Source organism: Azospirillum oryzae (assembly GCF_900177515.1).
GTDB lineage: Bacteria > Pseudomonadota > Alphaproteobacteria > Azospirillales > Azospirillaceae > Azospirillum > Azospirillum oryzae_A.
The window spans coordinates 393,656-416,228 of record NZ_FXAK01000010.1; the positions used below are offsets into that span (position 1 = coordinate 393,656).

Annotated in this window: 22 protein-coding genes; 10 read left to right on the forward strand and 12 right to left on the reverse strand. The window is 68.6% G+C overall.

Annotation, left to right across the window (positions count from 1 at the left end; translation table 11 throughout):
* The first annotated feature begins 87 nt into the window (after positions 1-87).
* Positions 88-333, forward strand: a complete 246-nt coding sequence (locus tag B9N97_RS33530; protein WP_244561073.1) for a hypothetical protein — start codon at positions 88-90, stop codon at positions 331-333.
* 23 nt (positions 334-356) lie between these two features.
* Here B9N97_RS33530 and B9N97_RS33535 read toward each other — a convergent pair whose 3' ends face one another.
* The 6 genes from B9N97_RS33535 to argH all read right to left on the reverse strand — a co-directional run bounded on the left by B9N97_RS33535 (position 357) and on the right by argH (position 7,627).
* Positions 357-2,702: an ATP-binding protein gene (locus B9N97_RS33535; RefSeq protein WP_085092142.1), complete on the reverse strand. Its 2,346-nt coding sequence runs from the start codon at positions 2,700-2,702 to the stop codon at positions 357-359.
* A gap of 8 nt (positions 2,703-2,710) precedes the next feature.
* Positions 2,711-3,919 carry an ABC transporter substrate-binding protein gene (locus B9N97_RS33540; RefSeq protein ID WP_085092143.1) on the reverse strand — a complete coding sequence of 403 codons (1,209 nt, stop codon included), beginning with the start codon at positions 3,917-3,919 and terminating at the stop codon, positions 2,711-2,713.
* A gap of 242 nt (positions 3,920-4,161) precedes the next feature.
* The gene (locus B9N97_RS33545; RefSeq protein ID WP_085092364.1) at positions 4,162-4,587 is read right to left on the reverse strand and encodes an OsmC family protein; all 426 of its coding nucleotides are present in this window, start codon (positions 4,585-4,587) and stop codon (positions 4,162-4,164) included.
* A gap of 123 nt (positions 4,588-4,710) precedes the next feature.
* Complete coding sequence (gene lysA / locus B9N97_RS33550; protein WP_085092365.1) at positions 4,711-5,970, reverse strand: diaminopimelate decarboxylase; 1,260 nt, start codon at positions 5,968-5,970, stop codon at positions 4,711-4,713.
* Positions 5,971-6,002: 32 nt separating this feature from the next.
* On the reverse strand, positions 6,003-6,209 hold the full coding sequence (locus B9N97_RS33555; protein WP_085092144.1) for a hypothetical protein: 207 nt from the start codon (positions 6,207-6,209) through the stop codon (positions 6,003-6,005).
* Positions 6,206-7,627, reverse strand: coding sequence for an argininosuccinate lyase (argH, locus tag B9N97_RS33560; RefSeq protein ID WP_085092145.1), 1,422 nt, complete (start codon positions 7,625-7,627; stop codon positions 6,206-6,208). The genes B9N97_RS33555 and argH overlap by 4 nt, the downstream gene beginning before the upstream one ends.
* Before the next feature lie 89 nt (positions 7,628-7,716).
* Here argH and B9N97_RS33565 point away from each other — a divergent pair, with 89 nt between their 5' ends.
* The 3 genes from B9N97_RS33565 (at position 7,717) to B9N97_RS33575 (ending at position 9,670) form a co-directional block, all read left to right on the forward strand.
* Positions 7,717-8,328, forward strand: a complete 612-nt coding sequence (locus B9N97_RS33565) for a TlpA family protein disulfide reductase (protein ID WP_244561074.1) — start codon at positions 7,717-7,719, stop codon at positions 8,326-8,328.
* A 60-nt stretch (positions 8,329-8,388) separates the two neighbouring features.
* The gene (locus B9N97_RS33570) at positions 8,389-9,183 is read left to right on the forward strand and encodes a cyclic nucleotide-binding domain-containing protein (RefSeq protein ID WP_085092147.1); all 795 of its coding nucleotides are present in this window, start codon (positions 8,389-8,391) and stop codon (positions 9,181-9,183) included.
* A gap of 118 nt (positions 9,184-9,301) precedes the next feature.
* Positions 9,302-9,670, forward strand: coding sequence for a hypothetical protein (locus tag B9N97_RS33575; protein ID WP_085092148.1), 369 nt, complete (start codon positions 9,302-9,304; stop codon positions 9,668-9,670).
* Between the two features lie 143 nt (positions 9,671-9,813).
* Here B9N97_RS33575 and tenA read toward each other — a convergent pair whose 3' ends face one another.
* From tenA to B9N97_RS33590, 3 genes are read right to left on the reverse strand one after another with little or no spacing between them, the layout of a single operon-like run.
* Positions 9,814-10,509 carry a thiaminase II gene (tenA, locus tag B9N97_RS33580; RefSeq protein ID WP_085092149.1) on the reverse strand — a complete coding sequence of 232 codons (696 nt, stop codon included), beginning with the start codon at positions 10,507-10,509 and terminating at the stop codon, positions 9,814-9,816.
* A 49-nt stretch (positions 10,510-10,558) separates the two neighbouring features.
* Positions 10,559-11,410 (reverse strand): ABC transporter permease, encoded by an 852-nt coding sequence (locus B9N97_RS33585; RefSeq protein WP_143266979.1) that lies wholly within the window; start codon positions 11,408-11,410, stop codon positions 10,559-10,561.
* Complete coding sequence (locus B9N97_RS33590; protein ID WP_208621358.1) at positions 11,397-12,230, reverse strand: ABC transporter ATP-binding protein; 834 nt, start codon at positions 12,228-12,230, stop codon at positions 11,397-11,399. Before B9N97_RS33590 ends, B9N97_RS33585 begins: the two co-directional genes overlap by 14 nt.
* 93 nt (positions 12,231-12,323) lie before the next feature.
* On the opposite strand from B9N97_RS33590, the gene B9N97_RS33595 reads away from it, so the two are divergent.
* Together B9N97_RS33595 and B9N97_RS33600 are read left to right on the forward strand one after the other, a co-directional pair.
* Positions 12,324-13,733, forward strand: a complete 1,410-nt coding sequence (locus B9N97_RS33595) for an ActS/PrrB/RegB family redox-sensitive histidine kinase (RefSeq protein ID WP_085092152.1) — start codon at positions 12,324-12,326, stop codon at positions 13,731-13,733.
* Between the two features lie 9 nt (positions 13,734-13,742).
* Positions 13,743-14,339: an ActR/PrrA/RegA family redox response regulator transcription factor gene (locus B9N97_RS33600; protein ID WP_432264223.1), complete on the forward strand. Its 597-nt coding sequence runs from the start codon at positions 13,743-13,745 to the stop codon at positions 14,337-14,339.
* An 81-nt stretch (positions 14,340-14,420) separates the two neighbouring features.
* Here B9N97_RS33600 and B9N97_RS33605 read toward each other — a convergent pair whose 3' ends face one another.
* From B9N97_RS33605 to B9N97_RS33610, 3 genes are all read right to left on the reverse strand, one after another.
* Positions 14,421-14,624 carry a YgaP family membrane protein gene (locus tag B9N97_RS33605; protein WP_085092153.1) on the reverse strand — a complete coding sequence of 68 codons (204 nt, stop codon included), beginning with the start codon at positions 14,622-14,624 and terminating at the stop codon, positions 14,421-14,423.
* A 90-nt stretch (positions 14,625-14,714) separates the two neighbouring features.
* Positions 14,715-14,888 carry a hypothetical protein gene (locus B9N97_RS35840; protein WP_167393472.1) on the reverse strand — a complete coding sequence of 58 codons (174 nt, stop codon included), beginning with the start codon at positions 14,886-14,888 and terminating at the stop codon, positions 14,715-14,717.
* 102 nt (positions 14,889-14,990) lie between these two features.
* On the reverse strand, positions 14,991-15,677 hold the full coding sequence (locus tag B9N97_RS33610) for a Crp/Fnr family transcriptional regulator (RefSeq protein WP_085092154.1): 687 nt from the start codon (positions 15,675-15,677) through the stop codon (positions 14,991-14,993).
* Between the two features lie 275 nt (positions 15,678-15,952).
* On the opposite strand from B9N97_RS33610, the gene B9N97_RS33615 reads away from it, so the two are divergent.
* The 4 genes from B9N97_RS33615 to B9N97_RS33630 all read left to right on the forward strand — a co-directional run bounded on the left by B9N97_RS33615 (position 15,953) and on the right by B9N97_RS33630 (position 22,567).
* Positions 15,953-18,226 carry a GumC family protein gene (locus B9N97_RS33615; protein WP_085092155.1) on the forward strand — a complete coding sequence of 758 codons (2,274 nt, stop codon included), beginning with the start codon at positions 15,953-15,955 and terminating at the stop codon, positions 18,224-18,226.
* A gap of 85 nt (positions 18,227-18,311) precedes the next feature.
* A complete protein-coding gene (locus B9N97_RS33620; protein ID WP_085092156.1) occupies positions 18,312-19,775 on the forward strand; it encodes a flippase in 1,464 nt (487 codons plus the stop codon).
* A 407-nt stretch (positions 19,776-20,182) separates the two neighbouring features.
* Positions 20,183-21,538: a nucleotide sugar dehydrogenase gene (locus B9N97_RS33625; RefSeq protein WP_085092157.1), complete on the forward strand. Its 1,356-nt coding sequence runs from the start codon at positions 20,183-20,185 to the stop codon at positions 21,536-21,538.
* A gap of 33 nt (positions 21,539-21,571) precedes the next feature.
* Positions 21,572-22,567 carry an NAD-dependent epimerase/dehydratase family protein gene (locus B9N97_RS33630; RefSeq protein ID WP_085092158.1) on the forward strand — a complete coding sequence of 332 codons (996 nt, stop codon included), beginning with the start codon at positions 21,572-21,574 and terminating at the stop codon, positions 22,565-22,567.
* Positions 22,568-22,573: the final 6 nt, after the last annotated feature.

Genomic DNA, 22,573 nt, shown 5'->3' on the forward strand with positions numbered 1-22,573 from the left:
CGCAGCCGACCCGCGTGTTGTTCCCTATGCAATTGGACCTACCGGCGGTTTGGCCGGGTGAAATGGCGAACAAATGAAGCGGGGGGCATGATGACGGCGGAGGAAGAGGCGGCAGGGCTGGCCGCTCTTTCGGTGTGTGAATCGTTGGTGATTGCGATGGTTGAAAAAGGCCTGTTCACGGCCGAGGAGGCGCGGGGCGTGCTGGAGGATGCGGCGGCCGCACATCAGCGGCAGGAAGTGCCCCCACCCGGCAGCCGGCATCAGATGGCGGTGCGCATCATCGAACGATTGGCCTTGCAGGTGGACGCGGCCGGTCAATACAGCCGCGGCTGAGACTCACCGGCGGACCGGCGCGATCAGTCCTGCAGGATGGTCGAACTGCGCCGGTCAGCCGGCTGGTCGAGCAGGGAGTCGCTCAACAGCTGCGCGACCTCCTTGGCGGCGATCGGCTTGTGCAGGATGCGGTAGCCGCTGGCCTCCGCATCGGCGATGCGCTCGGGTGCGGTATCGCCGGTCAGCACGACGCTGGCCGGCGCCGGGAATCCCCGCTCCCGCAGGGCGGCTTCGACCGCCTGGATGGCCTCCAGCCCGGTGGCGCCCGCCTCCAGCCGGTAATCGGCGATCACCAGATCGGGTGGGCGCGGCTGGTCCCGCAGCAGGCGGAGCGCGTCGGCGGCACTGTCCGCCGCGGTCGCGCGCCAGCCGAAATCCTCGATCAGCAGGGTCAGCCCCTCGCGCACCAGCGGATCGTCGTCGATCACCAGGGCGGTGCCGCGTCCGGGCTCCGGCGCCTGTTCCGCATCGGGCGCCCCGGACACCGTCTCGACCGCGGGCAGGGCGGAGGTGGGGATGTCCAGCGTGAAGCAGGACCCCTTGTTCGGCCGGGACGCGACATGCACCCGGTAGCCCAGCAGCCGCGCCAGCCGGTCGACGATGGCCAGCCCCAGCCCCAGCCCCTTGCCGCGGTCGCGGGTGGGATTGGAGATCTGGTAGAATTCGTGGAAGATCCGCTCCAGATGCTCGGGCGGGATGCCGATGCCGGTGTCGTAGACCTGGATGCGCAAGGCGCCCGGACGATGGCGGCAGCCCAGCAGGATGCGGCCGTGGTCGGTGTAGCGCAACGCGTTCTCCACCAGATTGCGGATGATCCGCTCCAGCAGTGCCGGGTCGGCGTTCAGCGTCACGTTGGTGGGGACGCTGCGGAAGGCGACGCCCTTCTCCGCGGCGCGCAGCCGGTATTCGCCCTCCAGCCGGGCGAAGATGGTGCCGAGCGACACCGCCTGGATGTTGGGGGACACCGTGCCGGCATCCAGCTTGGAGATGTCCAGGATGGCGTCGAGCAGGCGGCACAGCGCGTCCATCGACGCTTCGATGCTGCCGACCAGCGATGCCGCCGGATGGTCGCCCAGCCGGATCGCCAGGGCGGAAGTCAGCAGGACCAGCGACTGCACCGGCTGGCGCAGGTCGTGGCTTGCCGCCGCCAGGAAATGCGTCTTGGCGGCGTTGGCGCGCTCCGCCACCATCAGCGCCATCACCGCCTCCTGGCGCGAGCGTTCCTCCTCGTTGCGGGCGCTTTCCGCCTCGGCGCGGGCCTGTTCGGCGCGCTCGGCCAGGGTGCGCTGGATGGTGATCTCCTCCGCCGCGCGCATCTCGCGCTCGCGCTGGATCGCCGCGATGTGGTCCAGCATGGCGTTGAAGCCGCGCGCCAGGGCCGAAACCTCGTCATTGCCGCGGATCCGGGCGCGCTGCCCGGTGAAGCCGTCGGTGGCGATGGCGCCGGCCAGCCGTTCCAGCTCGCGCAGGGACCGGGTCATGTGGTTGCCGACGGCGCGGCTGCCGATGTAGATCGCCAGCAGGGCGAGCACGGCCACCAGCCCATAGGCGGGCAGCATCCAGGACAGCAGCGCGGTGGTCGGCGTTTCCGGCGCCTCCAGCCGCAGCTTCAACCCCAACTTCGCCAGCCGTTCGGGCACGGTCAGCGGCACCGTCACCGCCATCATGTCGGACGGCACCGGCGGGGGCGGCGCAGTGCCGTGGAGAAGCTGCGCCTCCGGATGCAGGACCAGGGAGTCGAGCGGCACCTTGTAGAGCAGCGCCCCTTCCGGCGAGGCGGTGCGGGAATAGATCAGCATTTCCGCCGCCAGCAGGAATTGGGTGTCGCCCTGCCGCACCACCCTGGCGGCGGGCTTGCCGGAGGCGATGGCGGCGCGCAGCCAGGCCATGTCGGCCGGCGCGATGGCCAGCGGGGCGGCATGGCGCCCGTTGTCGGCGATCGGTTCACCTTCGAAGTCGGTGAAGACCAGCGCCACCGGCACGCTGGCGATGTGGTTGAAGCTGCCCAGGAAGGGGATCAGATAGGTCTCCTTCCCGGCCGAATCGACCAGCGCCGTGGCGAGCACGCTGTTGTCCGCCAGTTCGCGCACCGTCGTCACCAGCGTGCTCAGCAGCCCTTCGGTCTGGCGGGCGGCGAGGCTGGCGTTTGCCTCCACATTGGCGTGGTGCTGGCGCGCCAAATGGCGGCTCGACACCAGATACAGGCTGGCGCCGATCAGGATGGCGATCAGCACGCCCAGCGCCAGCGACACCAGCGCGAAGCGGCGGGCCAGCCGCCCGGACGTCAGCATCCGCTGGGCGGCGCGCGGGATGGTGCCGCCGTGGGGGGAGCCGGTGTGGGGGGAGCCTGGTTGGCTTGGATCGGTCATCCGTGCTCTCAATCCACCGGAACCAGCACGCCGTCGGCGCGGAAGCGGGCCATCAGCAGGTCGTCCGGCCCCAGCGCCTCGTGCCGGCCGGGGGCGAAGGGACGGTCGTAGTCGCGGGTCACCCCGTGATAGGGGCCGACCTGTTCCAGCGCGTCGCGCACGGCGGCGCGGTCGGTGGTCCCAGCGCGATCGATGGCGAGCGCCAGGATGCGGGTCAGCTCATAGGCGTGCAGGAAGCCCACCGGCGAGACGATGTCCTCCGGCCGCTGGATGCCGAACAGGCGCCCGGCGGTCTCCAGCACCGGAGCCAGCCTTTCCTTGGGAATGCGGAAGGGGCTGAAGGTCTGGATCACGCTGAAGTCCACCCCCTGCAGGGCCGCTCCGGCCTGTCCGACGAAATCCCCGCCGGTGACGCCCCAATGGCTGAGGATCGGCAAGCGCTGCGCCGGCGACAGGGCGGCGACCTCGCGCACCAGCACGGCGGCCTCGTCGTCGTTGGCGACCAACAGGATCGCCTGGGCGCCGGCATCGGCCAGCGCCCGATACTTGTCGATCAGGCTACGGTCGCGCCAGTTGTACCAGGCGGTGGCAACGAGGTCCGGCGTCTTGTGATCGGTGAGGTAGCGGTTGGCGGCCTCCAGGTTGGAGCGGCCCCAGGCGGTGTTGGTCAGCAGCAGCCCGACGCGGGTCAGGCCGCGGTCGGCGGCCCGCTTCAGCAGGAAGGGCATCGCAAGGCTGTCGCGCAGCGACAGGCGGAAGATGTAGTTGGGCTTCATCCCGTTGTCGACGATGGCGTCGGCCGACGACCAGGGTGCCAGGAACAGGGTGCGGGTCTGTTCCAGCACCGGCAGCTCCTCGATCACCACCGGGCTGAACCGGCCGCCGAAGACGGCGACCAGTCCGGGGATGGTGGCCAGTTCCCGGATGTTCTTGATGCCGCGGGCGGAGATCGAGCGGTGTTCGCGCTTGATCAGCGTCAGCGGCCGGCCGTCCAGAACGCCGCCGGCGCGGTTGATGTCGTCGATGGCGGTCAGGATCCCGCGCTCGATGGATTCGGCCGAGGTGCTGTTGTTCAGCCCGAATTCGCCGTCCAGCGCCAGCACCACCGGTTCCGGGGCCGATTTTGCCGCGGCAGCGGCCGGCACTGCCGCAAGCGAAAGCGCGAGGGCAAGCAGAACCAGGATATGATGGAACAGGCGGAGGGCTGCGGAAAACATTGGCCGTCGTTCGATGGGGTCGGCGGACGGAAGATTTGGCCTCCGCACGCGTAACGCGGCACTATGGGTGGGGGAAACCGGCGGGGTCAATCTGCCCTTCGGCCGATCTGTGGGTGCGTACGATCATTGCCATTGCGGCAGTCCCGCCGACGACATGGCTCATTATTATCGGTGCAGGCATGATTGCGGCCGGGGGAGGGGCGCCGCCCCGGCGGCGGGCGGCGCGACCCATATCCGGCGGATCAGACCAGCTTGGCGGTCAGCCTGATCTCAGTGCCGGCCAGCGCCTTGGACACCGGGCAGTTTGCCTTGGCGCCGTTCGCCTGTTCCTGGAAGGCGGCCTCGTCGATGCCGGGGATTTCCGCCTCGCACTCCAGCTCGATCCGGCTGATGGCGAAGCCGGCGCCGGCCTTCTCCAGATGCACCTTGGCGGTGGTGTGGACACGGGTCGGCGTGTGCCCGGCCTGACTGAGCCCGGCCGACAGCGCCATGGAGAAGCAGCCGGCATGCGCCGCCGCGATCAACTCCTCCGGATTGGTGCCCTGGCCGTTCTCGAATCGCGACGGGAAGGAGTAGCTGCCTTCGAAGGCGCCGCTGCCCAGCCGCATCTTGCCGCTGCCCGATTTCAGGTCGCCGCGCCATTCGGCGTCCGATTGCCGCATCGCCATGGTGATGTCTCCCTGCTGGTCATGGTCGGACCGGTCCGCCGCCATCGCGGGGACCGGTCGAGCCTGACCTAGGGCCATCGGGCGCGGCGGCCAGCCGCATACTCCCTTCGCGCTCCTGGTCCTTTACAGCCAGTCGGGAACGCGCTCGGCCGCCAGCATCTCCTCCACCGTCGGGCGCGGGCGGATGACTGAGAAGCGGTCGCCGTTGACCAGAACCTCCGGCACCAGCGGCCGGGTGTTGTAGGTCGAGGCCATCACCGCGCCATAGGCGCCGGCCGACAGGAAGGCGACGAGGTCGTCGTCGGCCAGCGGCGGCAGCGGGCGCTGCACGGCGAAGGTGTCGCCGCTCTCGCACACCGGGCCGACCACGTCATAAGGCTCCTGCGCCGCGCCGTCGGCCGGCTCCGCCACCGGGACGATGCCGTGATAGGCGTCGTACAGCGACGGGCGGATCAGGTCGTTCATCGCCGCGTCGACGATGGCGAAGCGGCGGTGCAACCCCTGCTTCACATAGATGACGCGGCTGACCAGGATGCCGGCGTTGCCGACCAGCGACCGGCCCGGCTCCAGCGTGATGCGGCAGCCGAGATTGCCGGTGATGGAGCGCACCATCGCGGCATAGTCGGCCAGATCGGGCGGCGCCTCGTTCCTGTAGGTGATGCCGAGACCGCCGCCGAGGTCGAGCCGCTGGATGTCGTGGCCGTCCTCGCGCAGCTGGTGCAGCAGGGCCGCCACCCGCTCGTAGGCCGCCCGGAAGGGGGCGAGGTCGGTCAGCTGCGAGCCGATATGGACGGCGATGGCGACCGGCTTGATGCCCGGCAGGGCGGCCGCGCGGCGGTAGATCTCGCGCGCGTGGTCATAGTCGATGCCGAACTTGTTCTCTTTCTTGCCGGTGGCGATCTTGGCGTGGGTCTTGGCGTCGACGTCAGGGTTGACGCGGAAGGCGATGGGAGCCTCCACGCCCATGGACGAGGCGACCTCGCTCAGCGCCTCCAGCTCCGGCACCGATTCGACGTTGATCTGGTGGATGCCGGCCTCCAGCGCGGCGCGCAGATCCTCGCGGGTCTTGCCGACGCCGGAGAAGACGATGCGCTCCGCCGGGATGCCGCCGGCCAGCGCGCGCTTCATCTCGCCCACCGACACCACGTCGCCGCCGGCCCCGAGCCTGGACAGGGTGCGGATGACGGCAAGGTTGGAGTTGGCCTTCAGCGCGTAGCAGACGCCGGCGTCCTGGCCGGCGAAGGCGCCGGCATAGGCGTTGTAGTGCGATTCCAGTGCCGCGGTGGAATAGAGGTAGAAGGGGGTGCCCACCTCCCGCGCGACATCCTCAAGCGACACGGATTCGGCGTGCAGAACACCGTTGCGGTAGGCGAAGACGCTCATCGGCGAGCCATTCGGAGAACCGGTGCGGGCGGTCATGGGAACTGGACTCCGGAACCGGCCGGCTTAGCGGGCTTCGGGTCCAGCGAGGGGTTGGGATAGGTGCGCGGGAAGGGATCGACTTGACCTTCCGGACGCGGGCTGTCGACGACGCTGGGCTTCTTGCCGCAGCCGGCGAGCGCCAGCACGCCGGCCAGGGCGAGGACGGTCAGGGTGACGGGCCGGGGAAGATGGCGGTTCACAGGAAACGCTCCCGGGCGGCCTTCACCGCCTCCTGCACGCGGACGGGGGCCGGGCCGCCAAAGCTGGTGCGGCTGTTCAGCGACGCCTCGATGCTCAGCGCCGGATAGACGGCTTCGGTGATGCGCGGCTCGATGGCCTGCAACTCTTCCAGCGTCAGGTCGGTCAGGCCGACGCGGCGATCCTCCGCCGCCTTGACGGCGCGGCCGGTGACGTGGTGCGCCTCGCGGAAGGGCATGTCCAGCTCCCGCACCAGCCAGTCGGCGAGGTCGGTGGCGTTCAGGAAGCCGCGGTCGGCCGCCTCGCGCATCGCCGGGATGTTCGGCTGCATGTCGCGCACCATGCCTTCCATGGCGGCGATGCAGAGAGCCAGCGTGTCGTCGGCCTCGAACACCGGCTCCTTGTCTTCCTGCATGTCCTTGGAATAGGCCAGCGGCAGGCCCTTCATGGCGATCAGCAGGCTGTTCAGGCTGCCGATCACCCGGCCGGCCTTGGCACGCACCAGCTCCGCCGCGTCGGGGTTCTTCTTCTGCGGCATGATGGAGGAGCCGGTGGTGAAGGCGTCCGTCAGCTTGATGAAGCGGAACTGGGCCGAGCACCAGATCACGATCTCTTCGGCGAAGCGCGACAGGTGCATGGCGCAGATCGACGCCGCCGACAGGTATTCCAGCGCGAAGTCACGGTCGGACACCGCGTCCAGCGAATTGGCGGTCGGCCGGTTGAAGCCCAGCGCCTCCGCCGTCATGAAGCGGTCGATGGGGTAGGGGGTGCCGGCCAGCGCGGCGGACCCGAGCGGGCATTCGTTCAGCCGGCAGCGGGCGTCGCGGAAGCGGCTGCGGTCGCGCCCGAACATCTCGACATAGGCCAGCAGGTGATGGGCGAAGCTGATCGGCTGCGCCGCCTGCAGGTGGGTGAAGCCCGGCATCACCGTTTCGGTGTGCTGCTCCGCCAGATCGATCAGCGCGGTCTGCAGGGCGGTCAGGCCGGCGATGGTCCGGTCGATGGCGTCGCGCACCCACAGCTTGAAGTCGGTCGCCACCTGATCGTTGCGCGAGCGGCCGGTGTGCAGGCGCTTGGCCGGTTCGCCGATCAGTTCGGCCAGCCTGGCCTCCACATTCATGTGGATGTCCTCCAGCTCCACCTTGAAGGTGAAGTCGCCGGCGTCAATCTCTGCCTTTACGCGGTCGAGGCCGTCGATGATGGCGTCGGCGTCGGCCTGGGTTATGATGCCCTGCTTGGCCAGCATCGCGGCATGTGCCTTCGACCCGGCGATGTCCTGGTCGGCGAGCCGCTTGTCGAAGCCGATGGAGGCGTTGATCTTCTCCATGATGGCGGCGGGACCGCGCGCGAATCGCCCGCCCCACATCTGGCTGGCGGCGGGTGCGGCGGCGGAATTCGGCGGGGTCTGATCGGCGCTCATGGGGACGTATACCGGGGCATTCGGGTGAAGGGGAGCGAGGAAGCGTGAGTATGCGGACTTTGGCGGCCGTCGCAACGGTTTGTGTGTGCATGGCCGGGGCCGGCCTGTGGTGGAGCGCCGGCGCGGCGCCCGCTGCACCGGAGGTGGTGCGGCTGGGCGCGGCGGATGCCGCTACGCCGGTCGCCTCCACCGGTGCCGACAAGCTGGAGAAGTTCAAGGGGGCGGAGCCCAAGCCGATGCCGCCGCTGTCCTTCGTCGATGCCGAGGGCCGGCGGGTCGATCTGGCCGATTTCAAGGACCGGGTGATCCTGCTGAACCTGTGGGCGACCTGGTGCGGGCCCTGCGTGAAGGAGATGCCGTCGCTCGACCGCCTGCAGGGCCAGTTGGGCGGCGACGCCTTCCAGGTGGTGGCCCTGTCGCTGGACCGCGGCGGGCGGACGGCGGTGGAGCCATTCTATAAGAAGACGGGGGTGGAGCATCTGACGGTGTTCCTCGATCCCGGATCGGAATCGATGAAGGCGCTGTCCCTGCGCGGCCTGCCCACCACGATCCTGGTCGATCCGGAGGGGCGCGAGCTTGGCCGTGTCGAAGGGGCGGTGGAGTGGGATTCGCCGGAGGTCGTCGCCTTCCTGCGCCAATTTCTCGGCCATGGCGGCGGGCCGGCACGCGGACGCGGCGGGGTGATGAAGACGGGCGGCTGACGGTTTTCCGGTGATGGGGTACTCTGACGCTTCGCTTATCCGCCTGTCCCGAGCCCTTCCATGACGCAATCCGCCTCTCCCGGCCCCAAGCGCTACACCATCGGCCCCGGCATCGTGATGATGCGGCAGGGAGAGCGCGCCGACCGGGCGTGGCTGATCGAATCCGGCGAGCTGGAGGTGCTGCTGACCCTGCCAGACGGCGGCACCCGGCGGCTGAGCGTCGTCGGCAAGGGGGCGGTGGTCGGCGAGATGGCGCTGATCGACGATGGCGAGCGCAGCGCCACCGTGCGCTCGCTGACCGAGGTGTCCTGCGTCGAGGTGACGCGGGAGGCCTTCCAGGGTTTGCTGAAGCGCAGTCCGCCGCTGGCGTCGTTCCTGCTGCAGAGCCTGATCGCCGCCATCCGCCGCGACTATGGCCTGCCGGCGGTCGAGCGCTACGGCAATGCGGTGGATTTCCGCTCCACCAACTCCTTCCAGAAGGTGGTCGACCGCCGGATGATCCGCGAGGGGCATGTCTTCTTCGGCCCCAACGAGCCGGTGAACGCCGCCTACCTGATCCAGTCCGGCCGCGTCGCACTGCGGCCCGGCCGCGGCACGCTGGGCGACGACATCGCGACGCTCGGGCCCGGCCGCTTGTTCGGCGAGATATATCTGCTGACCGGCCGCCAGCCCGACGTCACCGCCGTGGCGGTCGCCGGCGGCATCTGCGAGGTCATCGACAAGCGCAGCTTCGAGGATGCGGTGACGGCGATGCCGCCGATCCTCAAGTCGCTGGCCCGGATCTACATCGCCCAACTGACGAAGAAGGCGTTCGCTCCGGCAGGCCCGGCTCCGGCCGCGGAGAAGGCCGGCTGAGTCGGGAAGGGCCGGACTTGGTGCTGGATTTGCCGGGGCATCTGGTGGAAAACAGCGCCTTCGCGATTTTTGCGGCGCTCCGGCCCCCTCGGGGGTGTGCGCCATTCAGGGAGACAGCATGTTCACTGCCGCCAGCTTCCGCGTCGGCGACCGCGTGACGATCCGCAGCGGCCAGTCCATTCCGCAATCCATCGCGACGGTGGAACGCTACAAAGAGGGCGGGCGCTGCATGATCCTGTCCGACGGCAGCGAATGGCGCGCCGACGGGCGGCGCCAGTGGGGGTTCCGCGGCAGCTATTACAAGGGTCCGGTGGTCGAGCCGTTCGAGGCCGGCGACGACGAGTTCATCGCCCGCCGCCGCGCCATCGGCGCCCTCCGCAAGTTCGGCGACGGCCTGACCATGGATTCGCCGCTGACCACCGAGGCGTTGCAGCGGATTCTGGAGGCGGTGGACCGGGAGAAGGCGGCGGCCGGCAAGCAGGGGTGAGACCGGCGAACGATCAAACTGACCCTTTGATCGTTCGTCGGCCGCCGCGACTGCGGCGGCGCGCCCACATGGGCGCGGAAAAGCCTGCGTGGCGTTTGAACGCAATACGGCAAGTCAAGTCAATGACTTGCCGGTATGAGTCCTCACCCTGCCAGCGTCATGCCCATTTCCCAGAAATCGGCCTCCAGCCGGCAGGCCTGCCGGAAGACGGTCAGCAGACGGGGGAAGCGCGCCTCCGTCATCCCGTCCGCCGCCAGCCGGTCGAGATTCTCCCGCGCCGCCTGCGCCACCTCCTGATAGGCCTCCCCCGCATACTCCGCGATCCAGACGCGGTAGGGGTTGGAGTCGTCCAGCGCGCCGGGCAGCGCGGCCAGCCGGCGGCCGATCTCGGCATAGCCGATGACGCAGGGGCTGAGCGCCACATGCAGGTCCAGCAGGTCGCCGCGCAGGCCGGTTTCCAGCACATAGCGGGTGTAGGCCATCGTCGCCTTGGCCTCCGCCGCCTGTTCCAGCTCGGTGGCCGGCAGGCCCCAGCCGGCGCACAGACCGACATGCAGGTCCATCTCCACGTCGAGGATCGCCTTCAGCCCGGCAAGCGACGCCCGCATCTCGCGCAGGTCGCGGCCCTTATAGATGGCGAGCGCATAGGCGCGGGCGAAATGGATCAGGAACAGGTAATCCTGCACCAGATAATGCCGGAAGCACGCCTGCGGCAGCGTCCCGTCGCCCATCCCGCGCACGAAGGCGTGGTCGACATAGGCCGACCAGTCCGGCCGCGCCTCGGCGACGAGCCGGTCGAACAAGTCGGGGCCAAGGGAGGTGACGGTGGCGGCGGTCATGGCTGCGGTCTCCGATGCGGCTGACGGAAGAGGGCAGACACTTTACCCGCTATTCGCCGGTTTGCAGCAAGGCTCCGCGTACGCGCGCCTGATGGAAGGCGTAGAGGAACACGGCGATGCCGCCCGCCATGTAGAGCACGTTCAGCCCGACCGCCCAGGCCAGATGATCCCAGCGCAGGACGCCCTCGAACACCAGCGCCCGCATGCCCTCGAACACATGGGCCGAGGGCAGGGCCAACGACACCGGCTGCAGCCAGGCCGGCAGCACCGAGACCGGGTAATAGACGGCGCTGACCGGGGCCAGCATGAAGACGACGATCCAGGCCAGCCCCTCCGCCCCCATGCCGTAGCGCAGGATCAGCGCCACGATCAGCAGCCCAAGTGACCAGCCCAGCACGATCAGGTTGGCGAAGAAGGCGGCCAGCGGCAGGCCCAGCGCGTAAACCGAATAGCCGAAGAAGGGAATCGCCAGCGCCGTTGCCGGCAGCACGCCGATCAGGGTGCGCAGCAGGCTCATGGTCATCAGCGCCGTCACCCATTCGCCCGGGCGCAAGGGGCTGACGAACAGATGGCCGAGATTGCGCGACCACATTTCTTCCAGAAAGGAGATGGAGACGCCGAGCTGGCCGCGGAACAGCACGTCCCACAGCAGAACCGCGCTGACCAGCACACCGGCGCCCTGCGCCACCCAGCCGCTGCCGCCGCCGTTGGTCGAGGCCATGAACTGGTTGATGTAGCCCCACAGGATCATCTGCATGGTCGGCCAATAGGCCAGCTCCAGGATGCGCGGCCAGGACCCGCGCAGCAGATACCAGTAGCGCAGCACCATGGCGCCGACCCGGCGCAGCGAGAAGTCGGCGCGCGGGATCGCCCCGGGGATCTGGGCTTCATTCGGCTGCATCGGCGGTCTCCCCGGTGAGGATGCGGCCATCGGATTCAACGCTGCCGGACGCGCGGGCAATGTCGAGGAACACCTCCTCCAGCGTCTGGCGGCCATAGCGGGCGACCAGGGCGGACGGGGCGCCGCGGTCGACGATCCGGCCCTGCCGCATCATCAGCACGCCGTCGCACAGCCGCTCCACCTCCAGCATGTTGTGGGATGCCAGCAGGATGGTGGCGCCGGTGCGCAGGCGGTACCGCTCAAGATATGTCCGGATCCAGTCGGCGGTGTCGGGGTCGAGCGAGGCGGTGGGCTCGTCCAGCAGCAAGACTTCCGGATCGTTCAGCAAGGCTTTCGCAAGCGCTACGCGGGTTTTCTGCCCCGCCGACAGCCCGCCGGACGGGCGATCGAGAAAACGCGACAGGTCAAGATGCTCGGCCAACTCTTGGACGCGCTTTTTGACGCATGTCAAACCGTAGAGGTGGGCATAGACGGTAAGGTTCTCCCGCACCGTCAGCCGATGGGGCAGCTCGACGTAGGGGGAGGAGAAGTTCATGCGCGGAAGCACGGCATGCCGGTGGCGCGCCATGTCGACGCCCAGGATCTCCACCGTCCCGGCCGTCGGCAGCAAAAGCCCCAGCAGCATCGAGATGGTCGTCGTCTTGCCCGCCCCGTTGCCGCCGAGAAGGCCGGTGACGCTGCCGCGCGGTACGGTGAAGGCGATGGCGTCGACCGCCGTCACCTCCCGCCCGTCCGGAGTCGGGAAGCGCTTGGTCAGCCCGTCCGCCCGGATGGCGGGCGATAAGGCGGGCGATAAGGCCGTCGAGGGGCGGGACGTCATGGTTGGCTCGGTCATGGGCACAGAATATGGCGGCGTCCGCCGCAACCGCCAGGGGCATACGATCCAGATGCATGCAGGCCGGGGACAAGGATCATGGTGACGCTGGCCAGCGCGCTGACCGCGCCGTTCCCGGTCGCTCCGCCGCCGCCGCAATGGGCGCAGCCCGACGGCCGCATCACGCTGCGCACGCTGATCCTGATCCGCTGGGTCGCGGTGCTGGGTCAGCTGGCCGCGGTCGCCTTCGTCAGTCTCGGCCTGGGCTTCCCGCTGCCGCTGGGGCCGGTGCTGGCCGCCATCAGCGCGTCGGCCCTGCTGAACGTGGTGGCGATGGCCCAGCGCGGCGGCCGGCTGCGGCTGGCCGACCGCGACGCCGCGCTGTATCTCAGCTACGACATGCTGCAGCTGACGCTGCTGCTCTATCTGACCGGCGGGTTGAGCAACCCCTTCGCCATCCTGCTGCTGGCGCCGATGACCGTCGGTGCGGCCATCCTGTCGCGCTACAGCACGGTGCTGCTGACCGGGTTGAACCTGATCTGCCTGACCGCGCTCGCCCTCTGGCACTTCCCGCTGCCGTGGGAGGAGCCGGTGCGCTCGATGGCGCCGCTCTACGCCTTCGGCGTCTGGCTGTCGCTGTCGGTGTCGTCGGTCTTCATCGCCGGCTATGTCTTCCGCGTCGCCGCCGAGGCGCGGCGCTTCGCCGACGCGCTCGCCGCCTCGCAGGTGGCGCTCGCCCGCGAACAGCGCCTCGGCGCGCTGGGCGCGCTCGCCGCCGCCGCCGCGCATGAGCTGGGCTCGCCGCTCGGCACCATCGCCGTGGTGGCGAAGGAGCTGGCGCGCGACCTGCCGCCGGACAGCCCCTATGGCGAGGATGTCGAGCTTCTGCAGAGCCAGGTGATGCGCTGCCGCGAGATCCTGGCCGATCTGGCGCGCAAGCCGGAGGCCGACGGCGGCGACCCGTTCGAACGGCTGCCGCTGACCACGCTGATCGAGGCCGCCGCCGCCCCGCACCGTCTCGGTCACATCGACTTCGTCGTGGAACCCCATCCGGTCGGCGAGGCGGAGGAGCCCTTCCTGCGCCGCAGCCCGGAGATCATCCACGGCATCGGCAACTTCATCCAGAACGCCCACCAGTTCGCCCGCCACAAGGTGACGGTCGCCGCCGCCTGGGACGGACGCGGCGTCACCATCACGGTGATGGACGACGGTCCGGGCTTCCCGCCCCATCTGCTGGGCCGCATCGGCGAGCCGTATCTGTCGGTGCGCGGCGAACGCTCCGGCCCGAAGGGGCAGACGGGCGGCGGCCATATGGGGCTGGGCATCTTCATCGCGCAGACGCTGCTGGAAAAGACCGGCGCGACCGTGCGCTACAGCAACAATCCGCCAGTCATTCCACAGTCTGCCGGCACTCCGCCCGCCGACCAGACCGCCGGCGGGCATGCCAACCAGGGCGGAACGGGTGCACGGATTTCCGTGCGCTGGAAGACCATCAACGCCAAGAAATGAGGTTTCACGGTGGACACCCTCAAAACAACCGATGACCTGCTGTCGGGCGATGCCGTCAAACTGACATTCACTGGCGACGTCACCCGCAGCCTCCTGATCGTCGACGACGACGCCCCCTTCCGCACGCGGCTGGCCCGCGCCATGGAGAAGCGCGGCTTCAACGTCGTCGCGGTCGACTGTGTCCAACTCGGCATCGAGGTGGCGCAGGAATCCGCCCCCGCCTTCGCGGTGGTCGACCTGCGGCTGGGCGACGGCAACGGGCTGGACGTGGTGGCGGCCCTGCGCGACGCCCGCCCCGACGCCCGCGTCGTCATGCTGACCGGCTACGGCAACATCGCCACCGCCGTCGCCGCGGTGAAGGCCGGCGCCGTCGATTACCTGCCGAAGCCGGCCGATGCCGACGCGGTGGAATCGGCGCTGCTGGCCGACGGCCGGCCGCTGCCGCAGCCGCCGGAAAACCCGATGTCGGCCGATCGCGTCCGTTGGGAACACATCCAGCGCGTCTTCGAACAGTGCGACCGCAATGTGTCCGAGACCGCGCGCCGCCTGAAGATGCACCGCCGCACCCTGCAGCGCATCCTGAACAAGCACGCCCCGCGCGCCTGAAAAGCCGCGGCTTCGGCGAGAAACGCGAACGGCCCGCCCCGGAAGGGAGCGGGCCGTTCGCATATCGGGCCGAAACGCCGGTCAGGCGGTGCGGTCTTCCGTCCGGCAGGTCTTGATGCCCAGCAGCGTATAGGCCGGGCAGAAGCCGACGACGGCCGTCAGCAGCGGCACCAGCCCGACCAGTCCCCACAGGGTCTGCGGCCCGACGACGGTCAGCGAAATCAGGATCAGCCCGACGATGGCGCGCAGCGCGCGATCCACCGGGCCCATGTTGCGGCAATTCATGGCGGCACCTATCGTGTATGAACGGTGTTGTCCGCTCTACACCCGTGCTGTGATGCCGTCTGTGATTGAGTCACGCTGCGAAGTGTTGTGCTAGTTCGACCATAAGCCCTGCGTCGGCAGAACCGGCCCATCCTCAAGGAGTTCGATCATCCGCCGCTCGATCCGCAACAGCACCTCACGGGCAGGCAGGTTGTGGCATTCACGGCTGTGGTCGCGGATCTGTCTGATCGCGCAGACGGTGGCGGATTCCTGACGGTGCGGCATATCGCAATTCTCCGTCCAAAAGACATACACACCATATACCTTTAAGGCTATCCATCATAGCATAAAAATACGTGTACGGAACAATTCGTCGCACGACCGGAGTCATGGCGCACCTTTCTCCAGATCCTGCAGCGCCGCCGGGTCGAGCACCTGGATGCGGCCGCGCGACAGCGCCACGAAGCCGCGGCGTTCGAACTCCTTCAACTGCCGGCTCACCACCTCGCGCGCGGTGCCCAGTTCCACCGCCAGCGCCTGATGGGTGGTGTCGAGCCCGCCCGTGCCGTCGCGGCGGTCGGCCAGGAAGCGGGCGAGGCGCAGGTCGACGCGGCCGAAGGCGACCTCTTCGATCAGCATCATCATGCCGGTCAGCCGGTTGCCGAAGGACGCGAAGACGAAGTCGCGGAAGGCGGCGGAGCGCGCCACCAGATCGTGGAAGGGGCCGGCCGCCAGCGCCACCGCGTCGATGTCGGTCTCCGCCACCGCCTCGGCGCTGTAGGGCTTGTCGGTCAGCAGGCAGGCGGTCGTCACGATGCAGGTCTCGCCGCGGCCGACGCGGTACAGCACGATCTCGCGCCCGTTTTCCGACGCCATCTGCACCCGCACCGCGCCGTCCAGCACCATCAGGAAGGTGTGACAACGGTCGCCGGCGCGGAACAGGACGGTTCCGCGCGGAACGTTCACCCGCCTGCCGGCGTTGGCGAGATGGGCGGCCTGATCCGGGTCCAGCTTCGCCAGCGTCGGGAAAAGCGCCGGGATTTCCGCGGCCCAGCCGGTGCGATCGAACGTCATGGAACCTGTCCTTCCGAGTAACCCCCATTATCGCCGGTCCTGCTTCGACGGTCCATACTGCACTGCAACAGGGTCAGGAAGGCTACCCACTGCGCGCCCATTGCTCGCCTCATGCACTGGATGGCCGATGCAACGGCTGGACTAACACTGCGTTTCAGCCAATCGGACGAACCGCCGAGCCTGCCCGCCGGACAGCATCCGCTGCCCGGAATGGAGGATCGGGCTAACGGACGGTCCTATGGCCGCGCTTTTGGTCGTTACGCGAGGAGGACCCCTTGGCCACCCAGGAACTTCAGGAACAACCCCGACGCAATACCCCTGAGTCTCGGCGGGGCTCCGGTTCCGCCTCCCCCGGCATTTCCTATGATCTGTCGGCCAGCGCCGCCAGCGCCGTGCGCCGGACAACCGGCCTGCTGCGCCGGCACAAGCTGCTGATCGGCACGGTGATCGTGCTCGGCACCGGGCTGGCGGCCCTGATCGCCTTCCGGATGACGCCGCTCTATACCGCCGAAACCCTGATCATGGTCGAGCACCGCAAGAACACCGTCCTGAATTTCGAGGGCGTGGTGTCCGACATGACCCCCGACATCAGCGCGCTGCAGAGCGAGGTCGCGATCCTGAAATCGCCCGCCTTCGCCGAAAAGGTGGTGGCGAAGCTGAAGCTGATGAACGATCCGGAATTCAATTCGGCGCTGCGTCCGCCGCCGCCGGGATGGCTGGCCGCGCTGAATCCGCGCAACTGGATCCCCGACAGCTGGAAGAGCGGCGGCACCGTGCCGCTGTCGCCGGAGGAGGTCGAGCGCAACCAGATGACCTCGGTGGTCAATGCGGTGCTCGACAACACCTCGGTCCGGCCGCAGGGACGCTCCTACGTCATCGCCGTCAGCTTCGACAGCGAGGACCCGCGCAAGGCATCGCTGATCACCAACACCATGGCCGACCTTTATCTGGTCGACCAGCTGGATGAGAAGTTCAAGGCCTCCAAGCGCGCCACGCAGTGGCTGGAGGAACGGCTGGCCGACCTGCGCAAGGAGGCGCAGACGACCGGTGACGCGGTGGAGAAGTACCGCACCGAGCATGGCCTGACCACCTCGTCCAACAACGAGAGCACGGTTGTCGGCCAGCAGCTGAGCCAGCTCAACACCGACTATATCCTGGCCCGCACCAAGCGGCAGGAGGCGGAAACCAAGCTGCGCGACGTCACCGCGATGGCGAATTCGCCGCGCGGCGCCTCGGCGGTCGGCGATGTGCTGGGCTCCCCACTGATCCAGGCCCTGCGTGAGCGCGAGGTCGATCTGCAGCGCCAGATCGCCGACGCCACCAACCGCTACGGCACCAAGCACCCGATGCTGCAGGCCCTGCAGAGCCAGCTGCGCGACCTGCAAGGCCAGATCAAGGCCGACGTCGGCAAGATCGTCTCCAACCTCAGCAACGAGGTCGAACTGGCGAAGGGCCGCGAGCAGGCGCTGAAGGCCAGCCTGGATCAGGCCGAGGTCAAGCAGAACCAGCAGCAGCAGGCGACCGTCGGCCTGCGCACGCTGGAACGCGACGCCAGCACCGCACAGGCGATGTACGAATCCCTGCTGACCCGCTCGCAGCAGATCGCGGCGCAGACCGACATGCGCCAGCCCGACGCCCGCGTGGTGTCGGAGGCGGCGATCCCGCTCGACCCGTCGCAGCCCAACCGTAAGCTGATCCTGCTGCTGGCGCTGGTGGCGTCGGGCACGCTGGGCGTGCTGCTGGCCATGCTGCGCGAACGGGCCGACGGCGGTTTCCGCAGCCCGCACCAGTTCGAGCTGGCGACCGGCGTGCGCAGCCTGGGCATCGTGCCGCGCATCCCGCGCTTCGGCGGCTCGCCGGCCGCCTATGTGGTCGACAAGCCGATCTCCGCCTTTGCGGAATCGATGCAGAACCTGCGCACCTCGCTTCTGCTTGCCAATCCCGACGGGCGGCACCGGGTGATCCTGTTCAGCTCCTCGGTTCCGGGCGAGGGCAAAAGCTCCGTCGCCGCGGCCTTCGCCCGCACCTGCGCCAATGCCGGCCAGCGGACGATCCTGGTCGACTGCGACCTGCGGCGGAAGAGCCTGCACGAGATGCTGGGCCTGTCCAACAACCGCGGCCTGTCGGAGGTGCTGGCCGGCACCGTGGCGCTGGAGGACGTGATCCAGGTCGATCCGCGCACCGGTCTGCACGTCATCGTCGCCGGCCATGGCTCGTCGCTGCCGCAGGATGCCCTGGGGTCGTCGGCCATGCACCAGCTGCTGTCGCGCCTGTCGGTCAACTACGACCGCATCGTGCTGGATTCGCCGCCGGTGCTGGCGGTGTCGGAAGGCAAGCTGCTGGCCGCACTCGCCGACCAGACCGTCTTCATCGTCCGCTGGGGCATGACCAAGCGGGGAACCGCGATGGCCGGCCTGAAGGAGGTGATCGAAGCCGGCGGCGAGGTGGTGGGCGTCCTGTTCAGTCAGGTCGATACCCGCCGTCATGCCCAGTACGAGTTCCCGGACAGCGGCCGCTACCACGGCTACCGCCGCTACTACGCGAACTGAGGTCTCCTTCTCCCGCCCCGAAAAGGCGGGAGAAGAGTTTTTGCACCGTGCAACGTGACGTTTTGAACCACTGAAGAGCCCATGAATGTCGGCTGGACACCGCATCTTCCGGAACATCCGCGCCCTTGCCGCCGCCAAGACGGCGACGATGGCGAGCGGGCTGGTCACCGCGGCCTGGACCGCGCGGGTGCTGGGGCCCGACAGTTTCGGCGTGCTGGGCTTCGGCACCTCGCTGATGGCCTATGCGGCGCTGTTCGTGAACATGGGCCTGTCCACCTACGCCATCCGCGAGATCGCCCGCAATCGCGAACAGAATGGTCACCGCGAGCAGGCGGCCGAGCTGTCGGAGCATGTGCTGACCCTGCGCACCGTCCTTGCCCTGGTGGTGGGCGCCCTCTATGCCGCCTTCGTCCTGTCGCTGGACAAACCGATGGAGGTGAAGGCGGTTCTTCTGGTGCAGGCGGTGCAGCTGCTCGGGAACGCCCTGGTGCTCGACTTTGTTTACCAGGCGACCGAGAAGATGGGGGTGATCGCCACGCGCGAGATCGGCACCTCCATCGGCTCCATGCTTCTTGTCTTCCTGCTGGTGCGTGGGCCTGAGGACGCCATCACCGCAGCCGCCATAACCGGCGGATCGATCACCGTAAACGCGCTGGTGATGATCGGCCGGTTCCGCCGCGACTTCGGCACGCTGCGCCCCAGGGTCGACCTGAAGGTGTGGCGCCAGATCCTGACGGCGGCGACGCCGATGGCGGTCGGCGTCTTCGCCTGGGCGATCTTCACCCATCTGGACGTGGTGATGCTGGGCTTCCTGGCCCCGCACACCGAAGTCGGCTGGTACAGCGCGGCGGTGAAGATCCAGACCCTGGCGAATCTGGTCGGCAACATCGTGATGAACGCCTTCCTGCCGCAGTTGGCGGCGGCCTATGGCGAGTTGGGGCCGATGCGCGACCGCATGCGGGCCTATGCCTCGGTCATGCTGGCGGTCGGCGGGCTGGTCATCGCCGGCGGCCTCGCCCTGGCGCCGTCGATCCTGGGCACGCTGTTCGGCGACGCCTACGCTCCGGCGACGCTGGCCTTGCGGCTGCTGATGCTGGCCTCGGCGGTGGTCTACGCGAACATGATCCTGGGCAACCCGCTGCTCGTCTGGCACCGGCAGACCGGCTACATGATCGCCATGCTGTCGGGCGGCGCGCTGAATGCCGTGCTGAACATCTGGTGGATCCCGCGCTATGGCATCGAAGGGGCCGCGATGGCGACCTTCACCGCCGAACTGGCCGCCACGGTCGCCATCGCCTGGATCCATCGGCAGGCGGTCGGCGAGCTGTATGGCGGGATCGCCGCGAAGGCGCTGCTGTGCGCCGGAGCCTCCGTGGCCGCGGCACTGGCACTCGACCAGGTCGCCGCCCCGCTGTTCGACCGGACGCCGGCGCTGGTGCATTTCGTCATCGGCAGCGTGGCGATGGTCGCGGTCTATGCGGCCATGGCGGTGCTGACGGGACTGGTGCAGCTGAAACGGTTGCGCCGACTGACCAGTGCCACGGCCTGAGGGGGCGGGTCGTGGCAGGGAGGTCGGATGCAACCCTCAATTCCGCAATGCCGGGTGGATCCGTGCCGGTAGCTGAAACGACTTGCGCCTCTTGCACCACTTTCGAACGTCTCTGTTGGTCCCTCCAAGCATTCATTCGACGTCGGCGGGGGTTAATACTCTTAATACGTCGGTGAGCAGCAATCATAGTCTTTTCATCCGACGGTGATTTCTGAAACACTTCGCGCTGCACAACGCCGGTAACGAGGTACTTCATCGTCACGGCGAAGTCACAACAAGAAAACAATTTCGAATTTCGAGGTTTCTTCGTCTGCACCCTTGGCAACAGGGCAGGGCAGTCGGGGCGTCTCCAAACTCTCGGCAACCCGCCGCCGGTGGCGGGGCCTCAGCAAACGGCAGGAGCGACGATGCTTCCCAAGACTTTTTCCGATCGTAACGTCTGCGTCCTCGGGCTCGGCTATGTCGGCCTGACGCTGGCGGTGGCGATGGCGGACGCCGGCTTCCAGGTGCATGGGGTCGAGGTGCGGCAGGACGTGCTCGACAAGCTCGGCCAGGGCAACCCGCACTTCCACGAACCGGGCCTGACGGAGAAGCTGCGCCACGTCATCGCACGCGGCCGCTTCACCTTCAGCCGCAATCAGGACGATTGCAGCAACGCCAGCGTCTTCATCATCACGGTCGGCACGCCGCTGAGCAAGGACGGCCGGGTCCGCACCGACATGATCGAGGCGGCGACCCGTCAGGTCGCCAGCTGCCTGCATGACGGCGATCTGGTCATCCTGCGCTCCACCGTGAAGCTGGGCACCACCCGCAACATCGTGGCGCCGATCCTGCGCGCCACCGGCAAGCAGTTCGACATCGCCTTCTGCCCGGAACGCACGCTGGAAGGGCAGGCGCTGCTGGAGCTGAACCAGCTGCCGCAGATCGTCGGGGCGGAGAGCATGGACGTCGCCACCCGCGCGGCGCAGATCTTCGGCTTCCTGACCCCGACCACCGTCAAGGTCTCCACTCTGGAGACGGCGGAGCTGATCAAGCTGGTCGACAACACCTACCGCGACGTCACCTTCGCCTTCTCCAACGAGATCGCCAAGCTGTGCAACGCCATGGAGATCTCGGCGGTCGAGGTGGCGCGCGCCGGCAAGCTGGGCTACCCGCGCACCAACCTGCCGCTGCCCGGCCCGGTCGGCGGTCCCTGCCTGGAGAAGGACCCCCACATCCTGATCGAGGCGGCGCGCGAGGTCGGCGTCGACATGGCGATCACCGCCGCCGGCCGTCTGGTCAACGAAAGCCAGCCGATCGAGGTCGCCGACTTCCTCGGCAAGCTCGCCCATTCGATGCAGGGCTTCCCGCAGGCGCCGACCATCAGCCTGATGGGTCTCGCCTTCAAGGGCCGGCCGGCGACCGACGACCTGCGCGGCACCATGGCCAAGCCGGTGCTGGAGGAACTGCGCCAGCGCTTCCCCACCGCCCGCCTGCGCGGCTTCGACGCGGTGGTGCGGCCGGACGACATCCGCTCCTTCGGGCTGGAGCCGGCGGCCAACATGGCCGAGGCGGTGTCCGGCGCCAATCTGGCGGTGATCCTGAACAACCACCCGGTCTTCACCTCCATGCCGCTGCCGGATCTGGCCCAGCGGATGGACCGTCCGGGCGTGATCTACGACTTCTGGAACAACTTCAACAGCCGCGATGTCGACCTGCCGGAAGGCACCGCCTACGTGGCTCTCGGCAGCCATGGCGCCGCCCGCTACGCGCATGTGGCCTGACGTTATCCGGGCCAGAAGAGGAATTTGACCGACATGAAACACTATCTCGTCACCGGCGGCAGCGGCTTCATCGGCGCCGCCCTGGTCCACCGGCTGGTCCGTGACGGCCACCGCGTCCGCGTTCTGGACGACAACTCGCGCGGGCACACCGGGCGGCTGGCCGGCGTGCTGGACGACGTCGAATTCGTCCAGGGCGACATCCGCGACCCGGCCGCCGTGCGCAAGGCGGTGCGCGGCGTCGACGGCGTGCTGCATCTGGCCGCCGTCAACGGCACCAAGCATTTCTACGAAAAGCCGGAGGTGGTGCTGGACGTCGGCGTGCGCGGGATGCTGAACGTGCTGGATGCCTGCCGCGCCGACGGCGTGGGCGACCTCGTCGTCGCCTCCTCCTCGGAGGCCTACCAGACCCCGCCGATGGTGCCGACGCCGGAGGAGGTGCCGCTGGTGGTGCCGGACGTGCTGAACGCCCGCTACAGCTACGGCGGCTCCAAGCTGATCTCGGAGCTGCTGGCGATCAACTGGGGCCGCAGCGGCTTCGACCGCGTGGCGATCTTCCGCCCGCACAATGTCTACGGCCCCGACATGGGCTGGGAGCATGTGGTGCCGGAATTCTCCCGCCGCGCGGTGGAGGCGATCGCCGGCCATCCGAGCGGGGCGGTGCCCTTCAAGATCCAGGGCGACGGCCGCCAGACCCGCGCCTTCGTCCACATCGACGACGCCATCGACGGCATCGTGACGGTGATCGACAAGGGCGAGCATCTCGGCATCTACCATGTCGGCAACCCGGAGGAGGTCACCATCGCCGACCTCGCCCGCCAGACGGTGGCCTGCCTCGGCCGCGAGGCCCAGGTGATGCCGGGTCCCGCCGCCCCCGGCGGCACCGACCGCCGCAGCCCCGACATCGCCAAGCTGACGGCCCTGGGCTTCACCCCGCGCATCCCGCTCTCCGCCGGCCTGCCCGGCGTGGTGGAGTGGTACGCGGAGCGTGCGCGGGCGGACCTGGGGCGCATGGGGCAGGCGGCGGAGTAGGAGGCG

What these genes read in the sequence shown, in the direction of transcription:
- argH (WP_085092145.1), bottom strand. Translation starts at nt 7,627, where the DNA reads ATGAGCGCCGATCAGACCCCGCCGAATTCCGCCGCCGCACCCGCCGCC.
- B9N97_RS33625 (WP_085092157.1), top strand. Translation starts at nt 20,183, where the DNA reads ATGCTTCCCAAGACTTTTTCCGATCGTAACGTCTGCGTCCTCGGGCTC.
- B9N97_RS33585 (WP_143266979.1), bottom strand. Translation starts at nt 11,410, where the DNA reads ATGCAGCCGAATGAAGCCCAGATCCCCGGGGCGATCCCGCGCGCCGAC.
- B9N97_RS33575 (WP_085092148.1), top strand. Translation starts at nt 9,302, where the DNA reads ATGTTCACTGCCGCCAGCTTCCGCGTCGGCGACCGCGTGACGATCCGC.
- B9N97_RS33540 (WP_085092143.1), bottom strand. Translation starts at nt 3,919, where the DNA reads ATGTTTTCCGCAGCCCTCCGCCTGTTCCATCATATCCTGGTTCTGCTT.
- B9N97_RS33570 (WP_085092147.1), top strand. Translation starts at nt 8,389, where the DNA reads ATGACGCAATCCGCCTCTCCCGGCCCCAAGCGCTACACCATCGGCCCC.
- B9N97_RS33565 (WP_244561074.1), top strand. Translation starts at nt 7,717, where the DNA reads ATGGCCGGGGCCGGCCTGTGGTGGAGCGCCGGCGCGGCGCCCGCTGCA.
- B9N97_RS33605 (WP_085092153.1), bottom strand. Translation starts at nt 14,624, where the DNA reads ATGAATTGCCGCAACATGGGCCCGGTGGATCGCGCGCTGCGCGCCATC.
- lysA (WP_085092365.1), bottom strand. Translation starts at nt 5,970, where the DNA reads ATGAGCGTCTTCGCCTACCGCAACGGTGTTCTGCACGCCGAATCCGTG.
- B9N97_RS33535 (WP_085092142.1), bottom strand. Translation starts at nt 2,702, where the DNA reads ATGACCGATCCAAGCCAACCAGGCTCCCCCCACACCGGCTCCCCCCAC.
- B9N97_RS33530 (WP_244561073.1), top strand. Translation starts at nt 88, where the DNA reads ATGATGACGGCGGAGGAAGAGGCGGCAGGGCTGGCCGCTCTTTCGGTG.
- tenA (WP_085092149.1), bottom strand. Translation starts at nt 10,509, where the DNA reads ATGACCGCCGCCACCGTCACCTCCCTTGGCCCCGACTTGTTCGACCGG.
- B9N97_RS33545 (WP_085092364.1), bottom strand. Translation starts at nt 4,587, where the DNA reads ATGGCGATGCGGCAATCGGACGCCGAATGGCGCGGCGACCTGAAATCG.
- B9N97_RS33590 (WP_208621358.1), bottom strand. Translation starts at nt 12,230, where the DNA reads ATGACGTCCCGCCCCTCGACGGCCTTATCGCCCGCCTTATCGCCCGCC.
- B9N97_RS33610 (WP_085092154.1), bottom strand. Translation starts at nt 15,677, where the DNA reads ATGACGTTCGATCGCACCGGCTGGGCCGCGGAAATCCCGGCGCTTTTC.
- B9N97_RS33620 (WP_085092156.1), top strand. Translation starts at nt 18,312, where the DNA reads ATGTCGGCTGGACACCGCATCTTCCGGAACATCCGCGCCCTTGCCGCC.
- B9N97_RS33630 (WP_085092158.1), top strand. Translation starts at nt 21,572, where the DNA reads ATGAAACACTATCTCGTCACCGGCGGCAGCGGCTTCATCGGCGCCGCC.
- B9N97_RS35840 (WP_167393472.1), bottom strand. Translation starts at nt 14,888, where the DNA reads ATGCCGCACCGTCAGGAATCCGCCACCGTCTGCGCGATCAGACAGATC.
- B9N97_RS33595 (WP_085092152.1), top strand. Translation starts at nt 12,324, where the DNA reads ATGGTGACGCTGGCCAGCGCGCTGACCGCGCCGTTCCCGGTCGCTCCG.